The organism is Mesorhizobium sp. WSM4817, from assembly GCF_055811135.1.
In genome coordinates this window covers 159984-179213 of the sequence record NZ_JBVVQQ010000005.1, presented here as the reverse complement: position 1 = coordinate 179213, position 19230 = coordinate 159984, and the positions used below count along the sequence as shown (strand labels likewise).

At 64.3% G+C, this 19230-nt stretch carries 16 protein-coding genes; all 16 read left to right on the top strand.

Annotation, left to right across the window (positions count from 1 at the left end; translation table 11 throughout):
• Positions 1-207: 207 nt before the first annotated feature.
• A complete protein-coding gene (gene mraZ / locus AC0L2K_RS09625; RefSeq protein WP_023798730.1) occupies positions 208-666 on the top strand; it encodes a division/cell wall cluster transcriptional repressor MraZ in 459 nt (152 codons plus the stop codon).
• Complete coding sequence (rsmH, locus tag AC0L2K_RS09620) at positions 663-1694, top strand: 16S rRNA (cytosine(1402)-N(4))-methyltransferase RsmH (RefSeq protein WP_473531214.1); 1032 nt, start codon at positions 663-665, stop codon at positions 1692-1694. The genes mraZ and rsmH overlap by 4 nt, the downstream gene beginning before the upstream one ends.
• Positions 1695-1698: 4 nt before the next feature.
• The gene (gene ftsL / locus AC0L2K_RS09615) at positions 1699-2091 is read left to right on the top strand and encodes a cell division protein FtsL (protein ID WP_023798732.1); all 393 of its coding nucleotides are present in this window, start codon (positions 1699-1701) and stop codon (positions 2089-2091) included.
• Positions 2088-3815, top strand: coding sequence for a peptidoglycan D,D-transpeptidase FtsI family protein (locus AC0L2K_RS09610; protein WP_287173517.1), 1728 nt, complete (start codon positions 2088-2090; stop codon positions 3813-3815). Before ftsL ends, AC0L2K_RS09610 begins: the two co-directional genes overlap by 4 nt.
• A 54-nt stretch (positions 3816-3869) precedes the next feature.
• Positions 3870-5327, top strand: a complete 1458-nt coding sequence (locus tag AC0L2K_RS09605) for a UDP-N-acetylmuramoyl-L-alanyl-D-glutamate--2,6-diaminopimelate ligase (RefSeq protein WP_128174190.1) — start codon at positions 3870-3872, stop codon at positions 5325-5327.
• On the top strand, positions 5324-6757 hold the full coding sequence (locus tag AC0L2K_RS09600) for a UDP-N-acetylmuramoylalanyl-D-glutamyl-2,6-diaminopimelate--D-alanyl-D-alanine ligase (RefSeq protein ID WP_128167168.1): 1434 nt from the start codon (positions 5324-5326) through the stop codon (positions 6755-6757). Before AC0L2K_RS09605 ends, AC0L2K_RS09600 begins: the two co-directional genes overlap by 4 nt.
• A 24-nt stretch (positions 6758-6781) precedes the next feature.
• Positions 6782-7864 (top strand): phospho-N-acetylmuramoyl-pentapeptide-transferase, encoded by a 1083-nt coding sequence (gene mraY, locus AC0L2K_RS09595; protein ID WP_023798736.1) that lies wholly within the window; start codon positions 6782-6784, stop codon positions 7862-7864.
• Between the two features lie 8 nt (positions 7865-7872).
• Positions 7873-9276 carry a UDP-N-acetylmuramoyl-L-alanine--D-glutamate ligase gene (gene murD, locus AC0L2K_RS09590; RefSeq protein ID WP_473531213.1) on the top strand — a complete coding sequence of 468 codons (1404 nt, stop codon included), beginning with the start codon at positions 7873-7875 and terminating at the stop codon, positions 9274-9276.
• Positions 9276-10427, top strand: a complete 1152-nt coding sequence (gene ftsW, locus AC0L2K_RS09585) for a putative lipid II flippase FtsW (RefSeq protein ID WP_287343229.1) — start codon at positions 9276-9278, stop codon at positions 10425-10427. Before murD ends, ftsW begins: the two co-directional genes overlap by 1 nt.
• Before the next feature lies 1 nt (position 10428).
• Entirely contained in the window at positions 10429-11556 is a 1128-nt protein-coding gene (gene murG / locus AC0L2K_RS09580) for an undecaprenyldiphospho-muramoylpentapeptide beta-N-acetylglucosaminyltransferase (protein ID WP_287259789.1), read from the top strand.
• Positions 11553-12959: a UDP-N-acetylmuramate--L-alanine ligase gene (gene murC, locus AC0L2K_RS09575; protein ID WP_023798740.1), complete on the top strand. Its 1407-nt coding sequence runs from the start codon at positions 11553-11555 to the stop codon at positions 12957-12959. The genes murG and murC overlap by 4 nt, the downstream gene beginning before the upstream one ends.
• Positions 12956-13921, top strand: a complete 966-nt coding sequence (murB, locus tag AC0L2K_RS09570; protein WP_128167162.1) for a UDP-N-acetylmuramate dehydrogenase — start codon at positions 12956-12958, stop codon at positions 13919-13921. Before murC ends, murB begins: the two co-directional genes overlap by 4 nt.
• 300 nt (positions 13922-14221) lie before the next feature.
• The gene (locus AC0L2K_RS09565; RefSeq protein ID WP_473531212.1) at positions 14222-15148 is read left to right on the top strand and encodes a D-alanine--D-alanine ligase; all 927 of its coding nucleotides are present in this window, start codon (positions 14222-14224) and stop codon (positions 15146-15148) included.
• Positions 15136-16077: a cell division protein FtsQ/DivIB gene (locus tag AC0L2K_RS09560; RefSeq protein ID WP_473531211.1), complete on the top strand. Its 942-nt coding sequence runs from the start codon at positions 15136-15138 to the stop codon at positions 16075-16077. The genes AC0L2K_RS09565 and AC0L2K_RS09560 overlap by 13 nt, the downstream gene beginning before the upstream one ends.
• The gene (ftsA, locus tag AC0L2K_RS09555; protein WP_473531210.1) at positions 16074-17381 is read left to right on the top strand and encodes a cell division protein FtsA; all 1308 of its coding nucleotides are present in this window, start codon (positions 16074-16076) and stop codon (positions 17379-17381) included. Before AC0L2K_RS09560 ends, ftsA begins: the two co-directional genes overlap by 4 nt.
• Positions 17382-17448: 67 nt before the next feature.
• Complete coding sequence (gene ftsZ, locus AC0L2K_RS09550) at positions 17449-19107, top strand: cell division protein FtsZ (RefSeq protein ID WP_023798745.1); 1659 nt, start codon at positions 17449-17451, stop codon at positions 19105-19107.
• The last annotated feature ends 123 nt before the right edge of the window (positions 19108-19230 follow it).

Here is a 19230-nt window from a genome sequence, read left to right as displayed (position 1 = left end):
CATAGTACCCCATGATATCCCATTCAGATATTCAAGCCTTCGTTCCGCGTCAGGGTGAAGCGTACGCCAATCGGGCAGCCGCGGCGGCTGCGCGTTCGCCTGTTTTTGCCTTTTGGAACGAAGTGAGTTTTGGGCAGGGACCGCGCTGCGGCGGCGCGGGCGGGAAGATGCAGAGGGGTGCGGCGGTGCAAGCGGCCGTAACGCGTAATGGACCGGTTTCTGTCAAGCGCGGTGAACAGGATCGATGCGAAGGGGCGGGTGTCCGTTCCAGCGCATTTCCGTGCGGTTGTGCAGAAGCGCGGTTATTCGGAACTCTATGCGCTGCGCTGCCTGGACCGTCCGGCGATGGATGTCGGCGGGCTCGACCTGCTCGACCGCTACGAGCAGCGCATCGCACAGGAAGACCCCTTCCTGCAGACCTCGGACGACATGTCGTTCTTCTGCCATGGCGATGGAACCTTTCTCAAGCTCGATCAGGACGGCCGCATCTCGATGACCGATTTCATCCGCGAGCATACCGGCATTTCCGCGGAAGTGGCTTTTGTCGGCCGCGGCAATTTCTTTCAGATCTGGGAACCTGGACGGCTCACCGCCTATGGGGCGGAAGCACGCGCCCGGCTTTTGCAGCTTCGGCAGGGGACGAAGCCTGGGGAGCGGCCGGAATGATGGCGGGCTACGGCGATGACCCTCACGCCGTTGGCGGACCGGCCCGTCACATTCCGGTCCTCCTTGTCGAAGTGCTGGAGGCGCTTTCGCCCACGACGGGCGAGGTGGTCGTCGACGGCACATTCGGCGCCGGCGGCTACTCCAAAGCCATTCTGGCGAGAGGCGCCTCGGTTGTCGCGATCGACCGCGATCCGGATGCGATTGCTGCCGGTCGTGTTCTCGAGCAACAATCGGGCGGCAGGCTCCGGCTCGTCCAGGCGCCGTTCTCGACATTGGACGAGCATGTCGAAAGCGCTGACGGCGTCGTGCTCGACATCGGCATCTCCTCCATGCAGATCGATCAGGCGGAGCGCGGTTTTTCGTTCCGTGCCGACGGACCGCTCGATATGCGCATGGCGCAGGCTGGCCTCAGCGCCGCCGATGTCGTCAACTCTTTCAAGGTGGGCGATCTTGCCCGCATCTTCGGGTTTCTTGGCGAAGAGCGCCATGCCGGCCGCATCGCCCGCATGATTGAAAGCCGTCGCGAAAAACATCCGTTCGAGCGCACGCTCGACCTTGCAGACGCCATTGAGACGCATATCGGCCGCGCGCCGAAGGACAAGATCCATCCAGCGACCCGCGTCTTCCAGGCGCTGCGCATTTTCGTCAATGACGAACTCGGCGAACTGGCCAAAGCGCTGTTTGCGGCTGAACGCGTGCTGAAACCGGGCGGACGGCTGGCCGTGGTGACGTTCCATTCCCTGGAAGACCGCATCGTCAAGCGCTTCATCGCCGATCGCGCCGATGCGGCGACCGGATCGCGGCACCTGCCCGAGGCGCAGGCGCGCAGCGCCACCTTCAAAAAGGTGGGCAGCGGCGTGACGCCCGGTGAGGCCGAGATATCGGCCAATCCGCGGGCGCGCTCGGCAAGGCTGCGCGCGGCGATCCGCACCGACGCGCCGGCGCGCGCCGGCGATTTTTCGATTTTCGGGCTTCCAAAACTTCCTGATCCAAAACTTCCCGGTGGCGAGCGGCCGGGAGAGAGGTGAGCACGTGTTTCGTACCAGCGACATAGTCCTTATCGCCGTCATGGTTTCGGCCGCGGCCTTGACCTTCAAGACCAAGCGCGAGGCCGAGGAACAATTGGCGGCGGTGCACAAGATCCAGGCGCAGATCCGCTACGAGGAGGATACGATCGATCTCCTCAAGGCGGACTGGAGCCTGCTTACCCAACCGTCGCGCCTGCAAAAGCTGGCCGAGACCTATAAATCGCAACTCGAGCTCGAGCCGGTCAGCGCCCGCCAGATCATCGGGCTGGACGATCTGCCGGCAAAACCCCTCACCATCGAGGACCTTTCGTCCGAGCGGCTGGGCGGCATGGCCGACAGTTCCAGCAAGGAACCGATGGGCAACGACCCCGTGGTCACCGGAGGCATCGTCCAATGATCGCCAGACTTCCAGTGATCACCAGTCTGCTGACGCGCCGCGCCAAGTCCGGCGACGACGGATCGATTGTGGTCGAAGGCGCCCGCAAGGCGACCGGCGGCAAGGGCAGGACCCGCGTCGTGATGACGATGGCGGTGTTTTTCGGCATCTATCTGACCATCACCGGGCGGCTGGTCTATCTCGGTTTCCAGAACCCCGACCTGTCCGGCGGTCCGCAGAGCCGGGTGACGGCGTCGCGGCCCGACATCGTCGACCGCAACGGCGAAGTTCTGGCGACCGACATCAAGACGGCGTCGCTGTTTGCCGAACCGCGCCGCATTGTCGACGCCGACGAGGCGATCGAAAAACTGGCGACGGTGCTTCCCGAAATCGACTACGAGCAGACCTATCACAAGCTGAAGAGCGGCGCCGGCTTCGTCTGGCTGCAGCGGCAACTGACGCCCAAGCAACAATCGGAGATTCTGCAGCTCGGCATTCCGGGCATCGGCTTCCGCACCGAAAAGCGCCGCTTCTACCCGGCCGGCGAAACCTCGTCCTACATTGTCGGCCTCACCAACATCGACAATCAGGGCATCTCCGGCATGGAGAAATACATCGACGAACAGGGGCTGAGCGATCTTCAGGCGTCCGGCCTGGCGGTGGCCAAGGATCTGAAGCCGGTGCAGCTCTCGATCGACCTGCGCGTCCAGCATATCGTGCGTGACGAGGTCGCCACCGGCATGGAAAAATACCGTGCAATCGCGGCGGGCGCCGTCGTTCTCAATGTCAAGACCGGCGAAGTGGTCGCGATGGCCTCGGTTCCGGATTTCGATCCGAACAACCCCTATAATGCGCACGACAAGGACCGCTTGAACCGCATGTCGGCCGGGCTCTACGAGATGGGCTCGACCTTGAAGAGCTTTACCACCGCCATGGCGCTCGATTCCGGCAAAGTGACGCTGGAAAGCCGTTTCGACGCTACGCGCCCGATCAGGATCGGCCGCCAGACCATCCATGATTTTCATGGCAAGTCCCGGGTGCTGTCGGTGCCCGAAGTGTTCATCTATTCGTCCAACATCGGTTCGGCCAAGGAAGCTGAAGCGGTCGGCATCGAGGGGCACCGCGAATTCCTGCATCGCCTGGGCATCCTCGAGAGAATGCAGACGGAACTGCCTGAGGTCGCCCGCCCGACCGAGCCAAAAGTCTGGAAACAGGTCCATTCGATCACCATCGCCTTTGGTCACGGTGTGTCGACGACGCCGCTGCAGACGGCGGTCGGCTGTGCCGCGCTGATGAACGGCGGCTATCTGATCCAGCCGACATTCCTGAGACGGGCGCAGGAACAGGCGATGTCGGTGGCCAAGAAAGTCGTCAGCGACAAGACATCCGAGAACATGCGCTATCTCTATGCACTCAATGCCGAGAAAGGCTCAGGCAGGAACGCCAGGGTCCCAGGTTATCGCGTCGGCGGCAAGACGGGAACGGCCGAGAAGGTTGTCAACGGTCGCTACTCAAAGGACAAGAACTTCAACGCCTTCGTCGCGGCGTTCCCGATGGACGATCCGCAATACATCGTGCTTACCATCGCCGACGAACCGAAGCCGGAAAAACCCGGCATGGGTGCGACGGCCGCCTCGAATGCAGGCGCCATGGCTGCAAACATTATCCGACGTTCGGCTTCCATGCTTGGCGTGAAGCCAGATTTCAGCCATGAAAATGGCGCAACGCTGGTTTCCTATCAGTGATTCTGAGGGCGCGCCGGCAACTGCGCGCTATTTTGTTGCTATGAACGGGGTTCGATGAAGCTGAAAGACCTAGCCGGTATCCTGCCTGTCGAGGGGACAGCTTCCTTCGATACGGAGGTTACCGGGATTTCTTCGGATTCCCGCCAGGTAGGACCGGGCGTGGTCTTCTTCGCGCTCGCTGGCACCAAGACCGATGGCGCGGCCTATTCCGCCGATGCCGCCAAGCGCGGCGCCGCAGCGATCGTGACCGGCAAGGGCAGCGGCGCCGTCACCGGACTGCCGGTGCCGGTTTTCGCCGTCGACGATCCGCGCCTGGCGCTGGCGCTGAGTGCGGCCCGCTACTTCGGCAGGCAGCCGCAAACCATGGTCGCGGTGACCGGCACCAGCGGCAAGACATCGGTTGCGGCTTTCACCAGGCAGATCTGGGAGCAGTCAGGCTTTGCCGCTGCTTCGATCGGCACGACCGGCGTGGTGGCGCCGGGCCGCAACGAGTACGGCTCGCTGACCACCCCCGACCCGGTCGACCTGCACAGGCTGCTGCGCGAACTGGCGGATGCCGGCGTCACCCACGCATCGATGGAGGCCTCCAGCCATGGTCTCGATCAGCGCCGGCTTGACGGCGTGAAACTCGCAGCCGGCGGGTTCACCAATCTCGGCCGCGATCATATGGACTATCATCCGACAGTCGAGGACTATCATCGCGCCAAGCTGCGCCTGTTTTACTCGCTGCTGCCGAAGGGCGCGCCGGCCGTCATCTTTGCCGACGATCCCTGGTCGGAGCCGACGATCCAGGCGGCAAGGGCCGCGGGACTGGATGTGCTGACGGTCGGCCGCCACGGCGAGTTCCTGACACTGAAGCGGGTCGAGCACGAGCGCCACCGCCAGCGTGCCGAGGTGGAAGTCGATGGCGTTCTCCACGAGATCGACCTGCCGCTGGCCGGCGATTTCCAGATCGCCAATGCCCTGGTTTCGGCGGGCCTCGCCATTTCTACTGGAACCCCTGCCGCCAAAGCCCTGATGGCGTTGGAGAAATTGAAGGGCGCCCCGGGCCGGCTGGACCTTGTTGGCACCGCTGCCAACGGTGCGCCGGTCTATGTCGATTACGCGCACAAGCCGGACGCGCTGGAAAACGTGTTGGCTTCGGTGCGGCCGTTCACCACCGGCCGCGTCATCGTCGTGTTCGGCTGCGGCGGCGACCGCGACCGTGGCAAGCGTCCGATCATGGGCGAGATCGCCACGCGGCTCGCCGATGTCGTCATCGTCACCGACGACAATCCGCGCTCGGAAGTGCCCGAAACGATCCGTGCCGCGATTCTTGCCGCTGCACCCGGCGGCATCGAGATCGGTGACCGGCGCAAGGCGATCCACGAGGCAGTCGCCATGCTCCATGCCGGCGATACGCTGATCGTGGCCGGCAAGGGGCATGAGGAAGGCCAGACCGTCGGCGCCGAGACGCTGCATTTTTCAGACCATGAGGAAGTCCGCGCCGCGCTCCAGGAGCACGCCGCATGAGCTTCCTGTGGACGTCAGAGGATCTCGTCGCCGCCATGGGCGGACGACCGCTCGGTCCGATGCCGGAGGGTATCGGCGGCATCTCGATCGACAGCCGCAGCCTTGAGCCGGGCGATGCTTTCTTCGCGATCAAGGGCGAGGCGATGGACGGCCATGATTTCGCGACCGCCGCCATCAAGGCCGGCGCCGGCGTGCTGGTCGTCGCTGAGGGCAAGTTGCCGTCGCTCGGGCGGCTGACGGCGCCGATGATCGTCGTGCAGGACGTCTTGGCCGCGCTGGAAAAGCTGGGGCTGGCCGCGCGCGCGCGCTCGAATGCCAAGATCATCGCGGTGACCGGTTCGGCGGGCAAGACCACCACCAAGGAAGCGCTGCGCCATGTGCTGTCCGTAGTCGGCAAGGTGCACGCATCGGCGCAGTCTTTCAACAACCACTGGGGCGTGCCGCTGACGCTGGCGCGGCTGCCTGTGGATTGCGACTATGCCGTGTTCGAGATCGGCATGAACCATCCTGACGAGGTCCGGCCACTGGCCAGGATGGTCCGGCCGCATGTCGCCATCGTCACGCTGATCGCCGCGGCACATCTCGGCTTCTTCCGCAACCTGGACGAGATCGCCAGGGCCAAGGCCGAGATTTTCGAAGGACTGGAACCGGACGGCGCCGTCCTTCTCAACCGCGACGACCCGCGCTGGAAGCTTCTGGACAAGATGGCGAGAGCCGCCGGCGTCGAGCACATCTACGGCTTTGGCGAGAATGCCCGTGCGACCTTCAAGCTGCTGACATGCGCGCTGCATGCCGATCATTCCGTCATCACTGCCAAGATCGGCGGTCAGGAGATCACCGCCAGGGTCGGCGCGCCGGGCCGACACATGGTGCAGAATGTGCTGGCCGTGCTGGGCGCCGCGCACCTGGTCGGCGCCGACATCGCCAGGGTGGCGCCGGCGCTGGCCGATCTTTCGGCCGAACGCGGACGCGGCAAGCGCCATGTGCTGCGCCACCCGAAAGGTCCGATCACGCTGATCGACGAGAGCTACAACGCCAATCCGGCGTCGATGAGCGCAGCAATGGCGCTGCTCAACGCGACGCCGGTGTCGGGCGAAGGCAGGCGCATCGCGGTGCTCGGCGACATGCTCGAGCTCGGCGACCATTCGGCGAAGCTGCACGCCGCCCTTGCCGATCTCATCGTCGGCACCGACACGCGCACGGTGTTTCTTGCCGGCCCGCAAATGCGGGCGCTGGCCGATATCCTGCCTGATGAGATCGAGACAGAATATCGCGCCGGCGCAGAGGATCTGAAACTGGTGCTTCTGTCGGCACTGAAGCCGGGCGACGTGGTGATGATCAAATCGTCGAAAGGCATCGGGTTTTCCAAATTGGTCGACGCACTGCTCAGCAAATTTCCGGCGGCAGCCGCAACCGCCAAACAGACCTAGAGCCAGGTCCGGGGACCGAATCGCATGTTCACACTGCTCGTCGAATTCGCGGACAAGATCTCGGTCTTCAACGTCTTCCGCTACATAACCTTCCGCACCGGCGGCGCGCTGATCACCGCGGCGCTGATCGTCTTCATCTTCGGCCCGGCCATTATCAATTCGCTGAGGCTGCGGCAGGGCAAGGGCCAGCCGATCCGCGCCGACGGGCCACAGACGCATTTCAAGAAAGCCGGCACGCCGACCATGGGCGGGCTGATGATCCTGTGCGGCATCATCGGCTCGTCGCTGTTGTGGGCGAACCTGTCCAGCATCTATGTCTGGGTGGTGCTGCTGGTGACCCTGGGTTTCGGCTCGATCGGGTTCTACGACGATTATCTCAAGGTGACGAAGCAATCGCATCTCGGCTTCTCTGGCAAGGCGCGGCTGGGGCTTGAATTCGTCATCGCCGGCATCGCCGCCTGGGTGATCATGCACAATGGCCAGGCGCCGTTCTCATCGTCGCTGACCTTCCCCTTCGCCAAGGAGTTCCTCATCAATCTCGGCTGGTTCTTCATCCCGTTCTCGTGCTTCGTCATCGTCGGCGCCGGCAACGCGGTGAACCTGACCGATGGCCTCGACGGCCTTGCGATCGTGCCGATCATGATCGCGGCGGCGTCCTTCGGCGTCATCGCCTACCTGTCCGGCAATGCGGTGTTCGCCGAGTATTTGCAGATCCATTTCGTGCCCGGCACCGGTGAATTGGCGGTGGTCCTCGGCGCAGTGATCGGCGCCGGCCTCGGCTTCCTGTGGTTCAACGCACCGCCGGCGGCGATCTTCATGGGCGATACCGGCTCGCTGGCGCTTGGCGGCCTGATCGGCACGGTTGCGGTTGCCACCAAGCACGAGATCGTGCTGGTCATCGTCGGCGGCCTGTTCGTTGTCGAGATCCTGTCGGTCATCATCCAGGTCGGCTACTTCAAGATGACCGGCAAGCGGGTATTCCTGATGGCGCCGATCCACCATCATTTCGAAAAGCTCGGCTGGACCGAAAGCCAGGTGGTGATCCGCTTCTGGATCATCGCCGTCATCCTGGCTCTGGTCGGCCTGTCGACCCTCAAGCTGCGATAGGAGGCCGCTTGATCCCCGCCGCATCCTTCGCAGGCAAGCGCGTTTCACTCTTCGGGCTCGGCGGCTCGGGGATCGCCACTGCGCGCGCGTTGATCGAGGGCGGGGCGGAGGTGCTCGCCTGGGACGACAATCCCGGCAGTGTCGCCAATGCGGCGGCCCTCGGTATCGCGACCGGCGACCTGCGTGGCGCCGACTGGGCGAAATTCTCGGCCGTCGTGCTGTCGCCCGGCGTGCCGCTGACGCATCCGAAGCCGCACTGGACAGTGGAACTGGCGCGCGCTTCAGGCGTCGAGATCATTGGCGACATCGAGCTGTTCTGCCGGCAGCGGACCTTACTGGCGCCGGCTGCACCCTTCGTCGCCATAACCGGCACCAACGGCAAATCGACGACCACGGCGCTGACGGCGCATATCCTGAAATCGGCCGGACGCGACACGCAGATGGGCGGCAATATCGGCCGCGCGGTGATGACGCTCGATCCGCCGGAGCCGGGGCGGCATTATGTCGTGGAATGCTCGTCCTACCAGATAGACCTGGCGCCCTCGATCAATCCGACTGCCGGCGTCCTGCTCAACCTGACGCCCGATCATCTCGACCGTCATGGCACGATGCAGCACTACGCCGCGATCAAGGAGCGGCTGACGGCCGGCAGCGAAACGGCCATCGTCGGCGTCGACGATTCCTGGTGCGCCCAGCTCGCCGACCGGCTCGAGCGGGCAGGCCGGCACGTCATTCGCATTTCGAAGCGCCTGCCGCTGACCGACGGCTATTTCGCCGAGGGCACCGATCTGATGGAGGCGGTGCACGGCCGTTACAGCCGGGTCGCCTTTCTCGAAGGCATCGGCTCGCTGCGCGGCCAGCACAATGCGCAGAATGCGCTGGCCGCTCTCGCCGCCTGCCTCAAGGTCGGGCTCGATCTGGGCGAGATCCAGTCGGGGCTGGAGAGCTTTCCCGGGCTGGCGCACCGTATGGAGCAGGTCGGCCGCAAGGGCCATGTGCTGTTCATCAACGATTCCAAGGCGACCAATGCCGATGCGGCTGCGCCCGCATTGTCCTCCTTTTCGCGCATCTACTGGATCGCCGGCGGGTTGCCGAAAGAGGGTGGCATCGAGCCGTTGCGCGGCCTCTTTCCGCGCATCGCCAAGGCCTATCTGATCGGCGAGGCCGCACCAGCCTTCTCGGCGACGCTTGGCGAGGCGGTGCCCTACGAGATCTCCGGCACTCTGGCGGCAGCTGTCGAGCATGCGGCAAGCGACGCGGCCAGGGACGACTGCAACGGCGAGGTGGTGGTGCTGCTTTCACCGGCCTGCGCCAGTTTCGACCAGTTCAAGAATTTCGAAGTGCGCGGCGAAGCCTTCAGGCAAGCTGCGAGCACTATTGATGGCGTGAAGCTCATCGGAGGGGCACGATAATGCAAAGCCGTCTCGACAAAAGCCCGGTTGCAACTTGGTGGTGGACGATCGATCGCTGGTTCCTGGCTGCGTTCCTGTCGCTGATGGGGCTCGGCATCGTGCTGTCCTTCGCGGCAAGCCCGGCGGTGGCCCAGCGCATCGGCCTGGACAGTTTCCACTTCGCCACGAGGCAGATCATCTTCACCATTCCCGCACTTGGCGTGATGCTGGCCGTCTCCTTCCTGGAATCGCGGCAGATCAGGCGCATGGCCCTGGCGATGCTGTGCATCACGCTGGTGCTGATGTTGGCGGTGCTCTACATCGGCGTCGAGGTGAAGGGCGCGCGTCGCTGGGTGTCGCTCGCCGGGGTGTCGCTGCAGCCGTCGGAATTCCTGAAGCCTGCCTTCGTCGTCATCTGCGCCTGGCTGTTTGCCGAACACAAGCGCCAGCCCGACATTCCAGGCAATCTGTTCGCCATGCTGCTGCTGGCCCTCGTCATCTCGCTGCTGGTGGCGCAGCCCGATTTCGGCCAGACCATGCTGGTGCTCGGCACCTGGGGGGTGATGTTCTTCATGGCCGGGCTGCCATGGCTGTGGATCATCGCGCTGGGCGCTGTCGGCGTCGGCGGCGTGTTTGCCGCCTACACCGTGTTCCCGCATGTCGCCGGCCGCATCGATCGCTTCATGACCGGCGAGGGCGACACGTTCCAGGTCGACATGGGCCGCGATGCGCTGATCAATGGCGGCTGGTTCGGCGTCGGGCCGGGCGAGGGCACCGTCAAGCGGGTGATACCCGACAGCCATGCCGATTTCGTCTACTCGGTGGCCGGCGAGGAGTTCGGACTGATCATGTGCTTCTTCATCATGATCATCTTCGCCTTCATCGTGCTGCGCGGCCTCGGCACCGCGCTCAAGGAGCAGGACGATTTCACACGCTATGCGGTCGGCGGCCTGGTCACGGTCTTCGGTCTGCAGTCGGTCATCAACATGGCCGTCAATCTGCAGCTGATGCCGGCCAAGGGCATGACCTTGCCGTTCATCTCCTATGGCGGCTCTTCGCAGATCGCCATCGCCATCTCGATGGGCATGGTGCTGGCGCTGACGCGCAAGCGGCCGGAAAAGCGCAAGCAGTTGGGCTTCGCGCCATCGCAGCGCGCCATGCCGGCGGAGTGAAATGTCGAGGGGCGCGATCCTTTTGGCGGCCGGCGGCACGGGCGGGCATCTCTTCCCGGCCGAGGCGCTGGCGCACGAGCTGATCAGGCGCGGCTGGACGGTGCATCTGGCCGCCGATGATCGTGCCGAGCGTTTTGCCGGCCAGTTCCCGGCCGCGGGTATCCATCCGATCCAGTCGGCGACTATCGGCTCGAAAAATCCTTTCGCCGTGCTCGCCGCCTTCTGGAAGATCTGGGGCGGCGTGCGGCAGGCATCGGCCGTGATCGGCCGGGTCAAGCCAGCCGTGGTGGTCGGTTTCGGCGGCTATCCGACGCTGCCGCCGCTCTATGCGGCGACGCGGCGCAAGGTGCCGACGCTGATCCACGAGCAGAACGCGGTGATGGGGCGCGCCAACCGGGCGCTCGCCGGCCGTGTCGATGCCATCGCCGGCGGGTTTTTGCCAGAAGATTCAAGCGCTGCAGGCGCCAAGACGGTGACGACCGGCAATCCGGTCAGGCCGCAAGTGCTGGAGGCGGCAAAGACGCCCTATGCGGCGTCGACCGGGGAGCAGCGGTTCCGCTTCCTGGTGTTCGGCGGCAGCCAGGGCGCACAGTTCTTTTCCGATGCGGTGCCGGCGGCGGTTCGACAGCTTTCCGATGCACAACGCAAGCGGCTTGATATCACCCAGCAGGCGCGTGCCGACGATGTCGAGCGGGTGAAGGCGGCCTATGCCGTCCTTGGCGTCGAGGCTGAGGTGTCGCCCTTCTTCACCGACATGGCGGCGCGCATGGCTGCGGCGCACCTGGTGATGTCACGATCCGGCGCATCGACCGTATCGGAAATCGCGGTGATCGGCCGGCCGGCGCTGCTGGTGCCCTATCCGCATGCGCTCGACCACGACCAGGCCGCCAATGCTGCGGCATTGGCCGCGGCAGGCGGCGCCGAAGTGCATCCGCAATCGACGCTTTCCTCCGAGCGCATCGCCGCGCTGGTCGGAGCGCTGATGGACGATCCGGAGCGGCTGACCACAATGGCAGCGGCGGCGAAATCGGCCGGAAAACCGGACGCGGCACGGTTGCTCGCCGATCTGACAGAGGCTATTGCGTCGAAGAAAAGCGTATCGGAATTCAGGAAGGAGACGCACGCATGAAGATGCCGCAGACGATCGGCCTCGTGCATTTCATCGGCATCGGCGGTATCGGCATGAGCGGCATCGCCGAGGTGCTGCATAATCTCGGCTACCAGGTGCAGGGGTCCGACCAGGCCGACAGCGCCAATGTGCAGCGGCTGCGCGACAAGGGCATCGAGTGCTTTGTCGGTCATCATGCCGACAATATCGGCGATGCCGAAGTGGTCGTCGTCTCGACGGCGATCAAGAAATCCAATCCGGAGCTGAAGGCGGCACGCGAGAAACTGCTTCCCATCGTCCGTCGCGCCGAGATGCTGGCCGAACTGATGCGCTTCCGGCAGGCGGTGGCCATCGGCGGCACGCATGGCAAGACGACGACGACCTCGATGGTGGCGACGCTGCTCGAGGCCGGCGGGCTCGATCCGACCGTGATCAATGGCGGCATCATCAATGCCTACGGCACCAACGCCCGCATGGGCGATGGCGAATGGATGGTGGTGGAGGCCGACGAGAGCGACGGCACGTTCCTGAAGCTGCCGGCCGAGATTGCCGTCGTCACCAACATCGATCCCGAACATCTCGACCATTACGGCTCCTTCGACAAGGTGCGCGAGGCCTTTCGCCAGTTCGTCGAAAACGTGCCGTTCTACGGCTTCGGCGTCATGTGCACCGACCATCCGGAGGTGCAGGCGCTGGTCAGCCGCATCGAGGACCGGCGCGTCATCACCTATGGCGAGAACGCACAGGCCGACGTGCGTTTCATCAATCACCGCATGGATGGCCCGACCTCGGAATTCGACGTGGTGATCCGCGACCGCAAGACCGGCGGCCAGTCGACGATATCAGGCCTGCGCCTGCCGATGCCCGGCCGTCACAACGTCGCCAATGCGACGGCGGCGATCGCCGTCGCGCATGAGCTCGGCCTTTCGGCCGAGGCGATCAGGAAGGGCCTGTCGTCCTTCGCCGGCGTCAAGCGGCGCTTCACCCGTACCGGTTCGTGGAACGGCGTCGATGTGTTCGATGATTACGGCCACCATCCGGTCGAGATCACGGCGGTTCTCAAGGCGGCGCGCGATGCCACCAAGGGCCGCGTCATCGCGATTGCCCAGCCACACCGCTTCACCCGGCTTCACGACCTGTTCGACGAGTTTTCCGTCTGCTTCAACGATGCCGACACGGTGATGGTGGCGCCGGTCTATGCGGCAGGCGAAGAGCCGATCGACGGGGTGACGTCCGAGGCATTGGTGTCGCGCATCCGCTCCGGCGGCCATCGCGACGCGCGCTACATCGAAGGCCCCGCGGCGATTGCGCCGGTTATCCGCGACCTGGCCAAACCAGGCGATTTCATCGTCTTCCTCGGTGCCGGCAACATCACGCAATGGGCCTACGCGCTGCCCAGGGAACTCGGCGGTACTGCCTCATGATGCGTGGCCAGGCATTGATCGACAAGCTTGGCGGCCGGCTTGCCGGCCTGCGCGGCCGCATCACGCCCAATGCCGAGATGGACAAGATCACCTGGTTCCGCGCCGGCGGGCTGGCCGACGCGCTGTTCCAGCCGGCCGACGAAGACGATCTCGCTGCGTTCCTGGGGGCAGTGCCCGAAGAGATACCGCTGACCACCGTCGGTATCGGCTCGAACCTGCTTGTCCGTGACGGCGGTATTGCGGGCTTCGTCATCCGGCTTTCGGCCAAGGGCTTTGGCGAAGCCGAAGTGATTGCGCCGACCACGATCAAGGCGGGCGCGGCGACGCCCGACAAACGCCTTGCCGCTGTCGCCTATCAGGCTGGCATAGGCGGCTTTGAGTTTTACCACGGCATTCCGGGCGCCATCGGCGGTGCGCTGAGGATGAATGCCGGCGCCAATGGCGTCGAGACGCGCGAGCGCGTTGTCGAGGTGCGGGCGCTCGACCGCAAGGGCAATGTGCATACGCTGAGCAACGCCGATATGGGCTACGCCTATCGCCATTCGGCAGCACCTGCCGGGCTGATCTTCACATCAGCGGTGTTCGAAGGCGTTTTGGCAGACAAGGCCGCGATCAAGGCGGCAATGGACGCCGTCCAGCATCATCGCGAGACCGTGCAGCCGATCCGCGAAAAGACCGGCGGCTCGACCTTCAAGAATCCGGAGGGCACCTCGGCCTGGAAGGAGATCGACAGAGCGGGCTGTCGGGGGCTGATGATCGGCGGTGCGCAGATGTCGCCGATGCATTGCAACTTCATGATCAACACGGGAACCGCGACCGGCTACGACCTTGAATATCTTGGCGAGACGGTGCGCGCGCGCGTGCTAGAACGGTCGGGCATCCGGCTGCATTGGGAAATCAAGCGCATCGGCAAGTTCCGGCCAGGGCACGAGGTCCAGGAATTCCTCGGACAGTTGCTGTAAGGACTCAACACACAGTTTTCGCAGCCGTTTTTGCGGAAAGTGAATCTCGCGGAATCGTAAGGACTTGCCAGCGATTCAACTCTCTGATTCTCTGCCCTGAAGCGTTTCCTGATTTGAGTCGTTTCGACGCGTCACCAGCGTTTTTCCGTCAGGGGCTGCCTGCCGGGAGGCTTGGGACTCGATGTTGCAGAAATCGTCAGAGCAGGGGCTGCTCCGAGCGTTTGAGTGTATGCCCTTTCCGGGGCGTGTGAGATGCAGACCCGCCGTGAAAGGGCCCGCCGTGATAGGGAATGACGGGAAATGAAAAGCAAGCACGTGGCCGTCCTTCTGGGTGGATTCTCGTCCGAGCGGCCCGTGTCCTTGTCTTCGGGGAAAGCCTGTGCCGATGCGCTCGAGACGGAAGGTTACCAGGTCACTCGCGTCGACGTCTCGCGCGATGTTGGATCGGTGCTGGCCGAGCTCAAGCCTGATGTTGTCTTCAATGCGCTGCATGGTCCTTTCGGCGAGGACGGCACCATCCAGGGCATCCTCGAATATCTTGCCATCCCCTACACCCATTCCGGCGTGCTCGCCTCGGCGCTTGCCATGAACAAGGAGCAAGCCAAGAAGATCGCCAAGTCTGTCGGCATTCCGGTCGCCGAATCGAAGGTGGTCAATCGCTTCGCCATCCAGAACAAGCATCCGATGAAGCCGCCTTACGTCGTCAAGCCGGTCAATGAGGGGTCGAGCTTCGGCGTCGTCATCGTGCACGAAGGGCAGTCGCATCCGCCGCAGGTCATCGGTTCGTCCGACTGGAAGTATGGCGATACCGTCATGGCGGAGCGCTATGTGCACGGGCGGGAGTTGACCTGTGCGGTGATGGGCGATGTGGCGCTTGGCGTCTGCGAGATCATCCCGACCGGCCATTCCTTCTACGACTATGATTCAAAATACGTCGCGGGCGGATCAAAACACGAATGCCCTGCAAAAATTTCACCGAATATTTACCAAAAAATACAGACACTGACGCTCAGGGCTCACCAAGCCATCGGCTGCCGGGGCGTTTCCCGGTCGGACTTCCGTTATGATGATCGACACTCCGAGAACGGCGAAATTGTCTGGCTCGAGGTCAACACTCAGCCCGGCATGACGCCGACATCCTTGGTGCCAGAGATCGCCGCGCAGGCGGGACACTCGTTCGGCGATTTGTTGAGTTGGGTGGTGGAGGACGCTTCGTGTCTGCGTTGAGGTGGGGACAGGGCAAGGGGAAGGGCGCGGCCGGGCCGACGCTGTTCAGCGTGGCGTTGTCGTTCGACCATTTCGTGCTGCCGCGCCTGCTTCGCCGGCCGGCGCGCATGCTGGCGCGTCTGGGCGAGGACGACTTCGAGGTGCCGCCGTTTTCCGCAGCCGTGCTGTCGGCGGCGCTGCTCGTATCGGGCAGTGCCTATGGCGCCTATCTCGGCGGGCATGTCGACGCTATCGTCCAGGGCATCACCGCGCGCACGGGCTTTGCCGTCGACCAGATCAAGGTCGTCGGCAACCGCGCAACCTCCGAGATCGATATTCTCGACAGGATGCAGCTCGATGGCTGGACGTCGCTGATCGGCTTCGATGCCGAAGCCGCGCGGGAACGCATCGCCACGCTGCCCTGGGTCGAGGTTGCGGCGGTACGCAAGGTCTATCCGCACACGCTGGAGGTGCGCATCGAGGAGCGTGAGCCCTTCGCGCTCTGGCAGCAGGGCAGCGAGCTTTCGGTCATCGAGCGCTCCGGCGCCGTGATCGCGCCATTCTCCGGCGGCAAGCAGTCGCTGCTGCCGCTGATCGTCGGCACCGGCGCCCCGGCCAAGGCGCCGGATTTCCTGGCCAGGATCAAGAAATACCCAGAGCTTGCCGCACGGATCAAAGGCTACATCCGCATCGGCGAACGACGTTGGGACCTGAAGCTGGAAAACGGCATCACGGTCAAGCTCCCCGAGGATGGCGAGGACCAGGCGATCGCCGATCTGCTCAGGATGGACCGAGAGAACGGGCTTTTGACGCGCGATATCGCCGCCGTTGACATGCGCCTTTCCGATCGCCTCGTCGTCCAGTTGACGCCGGAGGCGGCGACGCAGCGTCAGGCCGCGCTCAATGAAAAGCCGAAAATGCCGAAGCGCAAGCCGGAGACGAAGATATGAGCTGGCTTGGCGGCAGCAGCGATGCCTCGTCGCGCCGATCCGGCATCATGACGGTGCTGGATGTCGGCTCGAGCAAGGTCTGCTGCGTGGTGGCCAAGCTCAAGCCGCGCGAGGACGGCATGCTGCTGCGCGGGCGCTCGCATCGCATACAGGTTATCGGCATCGGCCACCAGAAATCGCAAGGCGTGAAATCGGGTGTCGTCATCGATCTCGACAGGGCCGAGCACGCCATCCGCCTTGCCGTCGATGCCGCCGAGCGCATGGCCGGGCTGACCGTCGATTCGCTGATCGTCAACATGACGGCCGGCCGGCTGAAGAGCGAAAGCTTCTCGGCAACCATCAACCTTGGCGGCCATGAGGCGGACGAGGCCGACATCAAGCGCGTGCTTGCCGCCGGCGCCAAGCAGGCGCTGCGGGCCGAGCGCGAAGTGATCCATTCGCTTCCCGTCGGCTTTTCGCTGGACGCCGAGCGCGGCGTGCGTGATCCGCGCGGCATGGTCGGCGTCCAGCTCGGCGTCGACATGCACGTGCTGACGGGTGACGCGGCACCGTTGCGCAATCTGGAGCTTTGCATCAACCGTTCGCACCTGTCGGTCGAGCGCATGGTGGCGACGCCCTATGCCAGCGGTCTTGCCGCACTGGTCGACGACGAACTCGAGATGGGCGCAGCCTGCATCGACATGGGCGGCGGCACCACGACGATCTCGATGTTTTCGGAAGGCAAGTTCGTTCATGGCGACGCCATCGCCATCGGCGGCAACCACGTCACGCTGGACATGGCCAAGGGCCTGTCAACCTCGCTCGATGCCGCCGAGAGGCTGAAAGTGATGCATGGCTCGGCGCTGCCCGGCAGTGCCGACGACCGCGACCTGGTCTCGATACAGCCGATCGGCGAGGACGGCGAGGTGCCGCTTCAGATCCCGCGTTCGGTGATGACGCGCATCATCCGGGCGCGCATCGACGAGACGCTCGAACTGTTGCGCGACCGGCTGAACAGGTCCGGCTACGGCAACGCGGCCGGCAAGCGCGTCGTGCTGACCGGCGGCGCCAGCCAGCTTTCCGGCCTGCCCGAGGCAGCGCGCCGCATTCTCGGACGCAATGTGCGCATCGGCCGTCCGCTCGGTGTAGCGGGCCTGCCGGAGGCGGCCAAGGGGCCGGCTTTCTCGACGCCAGTCGGGCTTCTGATCTACCCGCAGATGGCGAATTTCGAGAGCCATCCTGCGAAGGGAATTTCTGGTCTCAGGATGACCGGAACAGGCGGAAAACTGCATCGAATGAGTCAGTGGTTGAGAGACAGTTTTTAAATTGACGGGGACAGCCCCATAGGCGGCCGCAGCGGCGAAGCGGCGGGAAAGGCAAAGGACGGAGACAATGACCATCAATCTGCAAAAGCCGGACATCACCGAGCTGAAGCCGCGTATCACCGTGTTCGGTGTCGGCGGCGGCGGCGGCAATGCCGTCAACAACATGATCACCGCCGGCTTGCGCGGCGTCGAGTTCGTGGTGGCCAATACCGATGCGCAGGCGCTGACCATGTCCAAGGCGGATCGCCTGATCCAGCTCGGCGCGCATGTCACCGAGGGCCTGGGTGCGGGGTCGCAGCCGGAAGTCGGACGCGCCGCGGCGGAGGAATGCATTGACGAGATCGTCGATCATCTCTCCAACACCCATATGTGCTTCGTCACTGCCGGCATGGGCGGCGGCACCGGCACGGGGGCCGCGCCGGTCGTTGCACGTGCGGCGCGCGAGAAGGGGATTCTCACCGTCGGCGTCGTCACCAAGCCGTTCCATTTCGAAGGCCAGCGCCGCATGAAGACGGCGGATCTGGGCATCGAGGAATTGCAGAAATGCGTCGATACCCTCATCGTCATCCCCAACCAGAACCTGTTCCGGCTGGCCAATGACAAGACGACCTTTGCCGACGCTTTCGCCATGGCCGACCAGGTGCTCTATTCCGGCGTCGCCTGCATCACCGACCTGATGGTCAAGGAAGGGCTGATCAACCTCGACTTCGCCGACGTCCGCTCGGTCATGCGCGAGATGGGCAAGGCGATGATGGGGACGGGCGAAGCTTCCGGCGAGGGGCGCGCCATGGCCGCCGCCGAAGCCGCGATCGCCAATCCGCTGCTCGACGAGACCTCGATGAAGGGCGCCAAGGGGTTGTTGATCTCGATCACCGGCGGCCGCGACCTGACCCTGTTCGAAGTCGACGAGGCGGCGACCCGAATTCGCGAGGAGGTCGACCAGGAAGCCAACATCATCCTGGGTGCGACCTTCGACGAGGATCTCGAAGGCGTCATCCGCGTCTCGGTGGTTGCTACCGGCATCGACAAATCGGCGGCAGAAATTGCTGCCGCGCCGATCGCCATCCGCACGGCTCCGCCAAAGCCGGTCAGCCGTCCGGCCGCTCCGGTCACGGAAAGCCGTCCGGCGCCTGTCCAGCAGGGAGGCTACGAGCCGCGCGCCGCCGATCCGGTCGCCGAGGCAATCCAGCTCGCCGAGGCGAATGCGGCGGCGATGGCGCGTCCCGCGCCGGCCTCCCAGGCGGAAGATTTCCGCCCGCAGAGCAAGATCTTCCAGGCGCCGCCGGCCCAGCCGCAGCCGATGCTGCAGCCAATGGTTCAGCAAACGATGCAGCCCGCGCCGCAGCGTGAAGTGCTTCAGCCGGCAGCGCCCCAGCGCATGCCGCGCGTCGAGGACTTTCCGCCGGTGGTGAAAGCCGAGGTGGAAGCCAAAAGCCGTCCGGCCGACCACGAGAACAGCGGACCGATGGGACTGCTCAAGCGCCTGACCAACGGCCTTACCCGTCGCGAAGAAGAGCCTGCACGGCTGCAGCCGGCGCAGCCGCGCGAGCCGAAACTGCGCCAGGCGGCACCCGAAGTGCGCCGCCTTGCCAGCCAGGATCCGCAGCTTTACGCGCCACGCCGCGGCCAGTTGGACGACCAGGGCCGGCTGACGCCGCAGAGCAGGGCTGTCCAGGAAGACGATCAGCTGGAGATTCCGGCATTCCTGCGCCGCCAGGCCAACTAACCTGTTAACGGACCGTAACAGTTATTAACAGGCAGACAAGAAATTGTTTGCCTGTTAACGCTAAAAGTGCCTGTAAAACAAGGAGTTATGAGACCGTATCCGGTTCGGATCGCGGTTACAGAA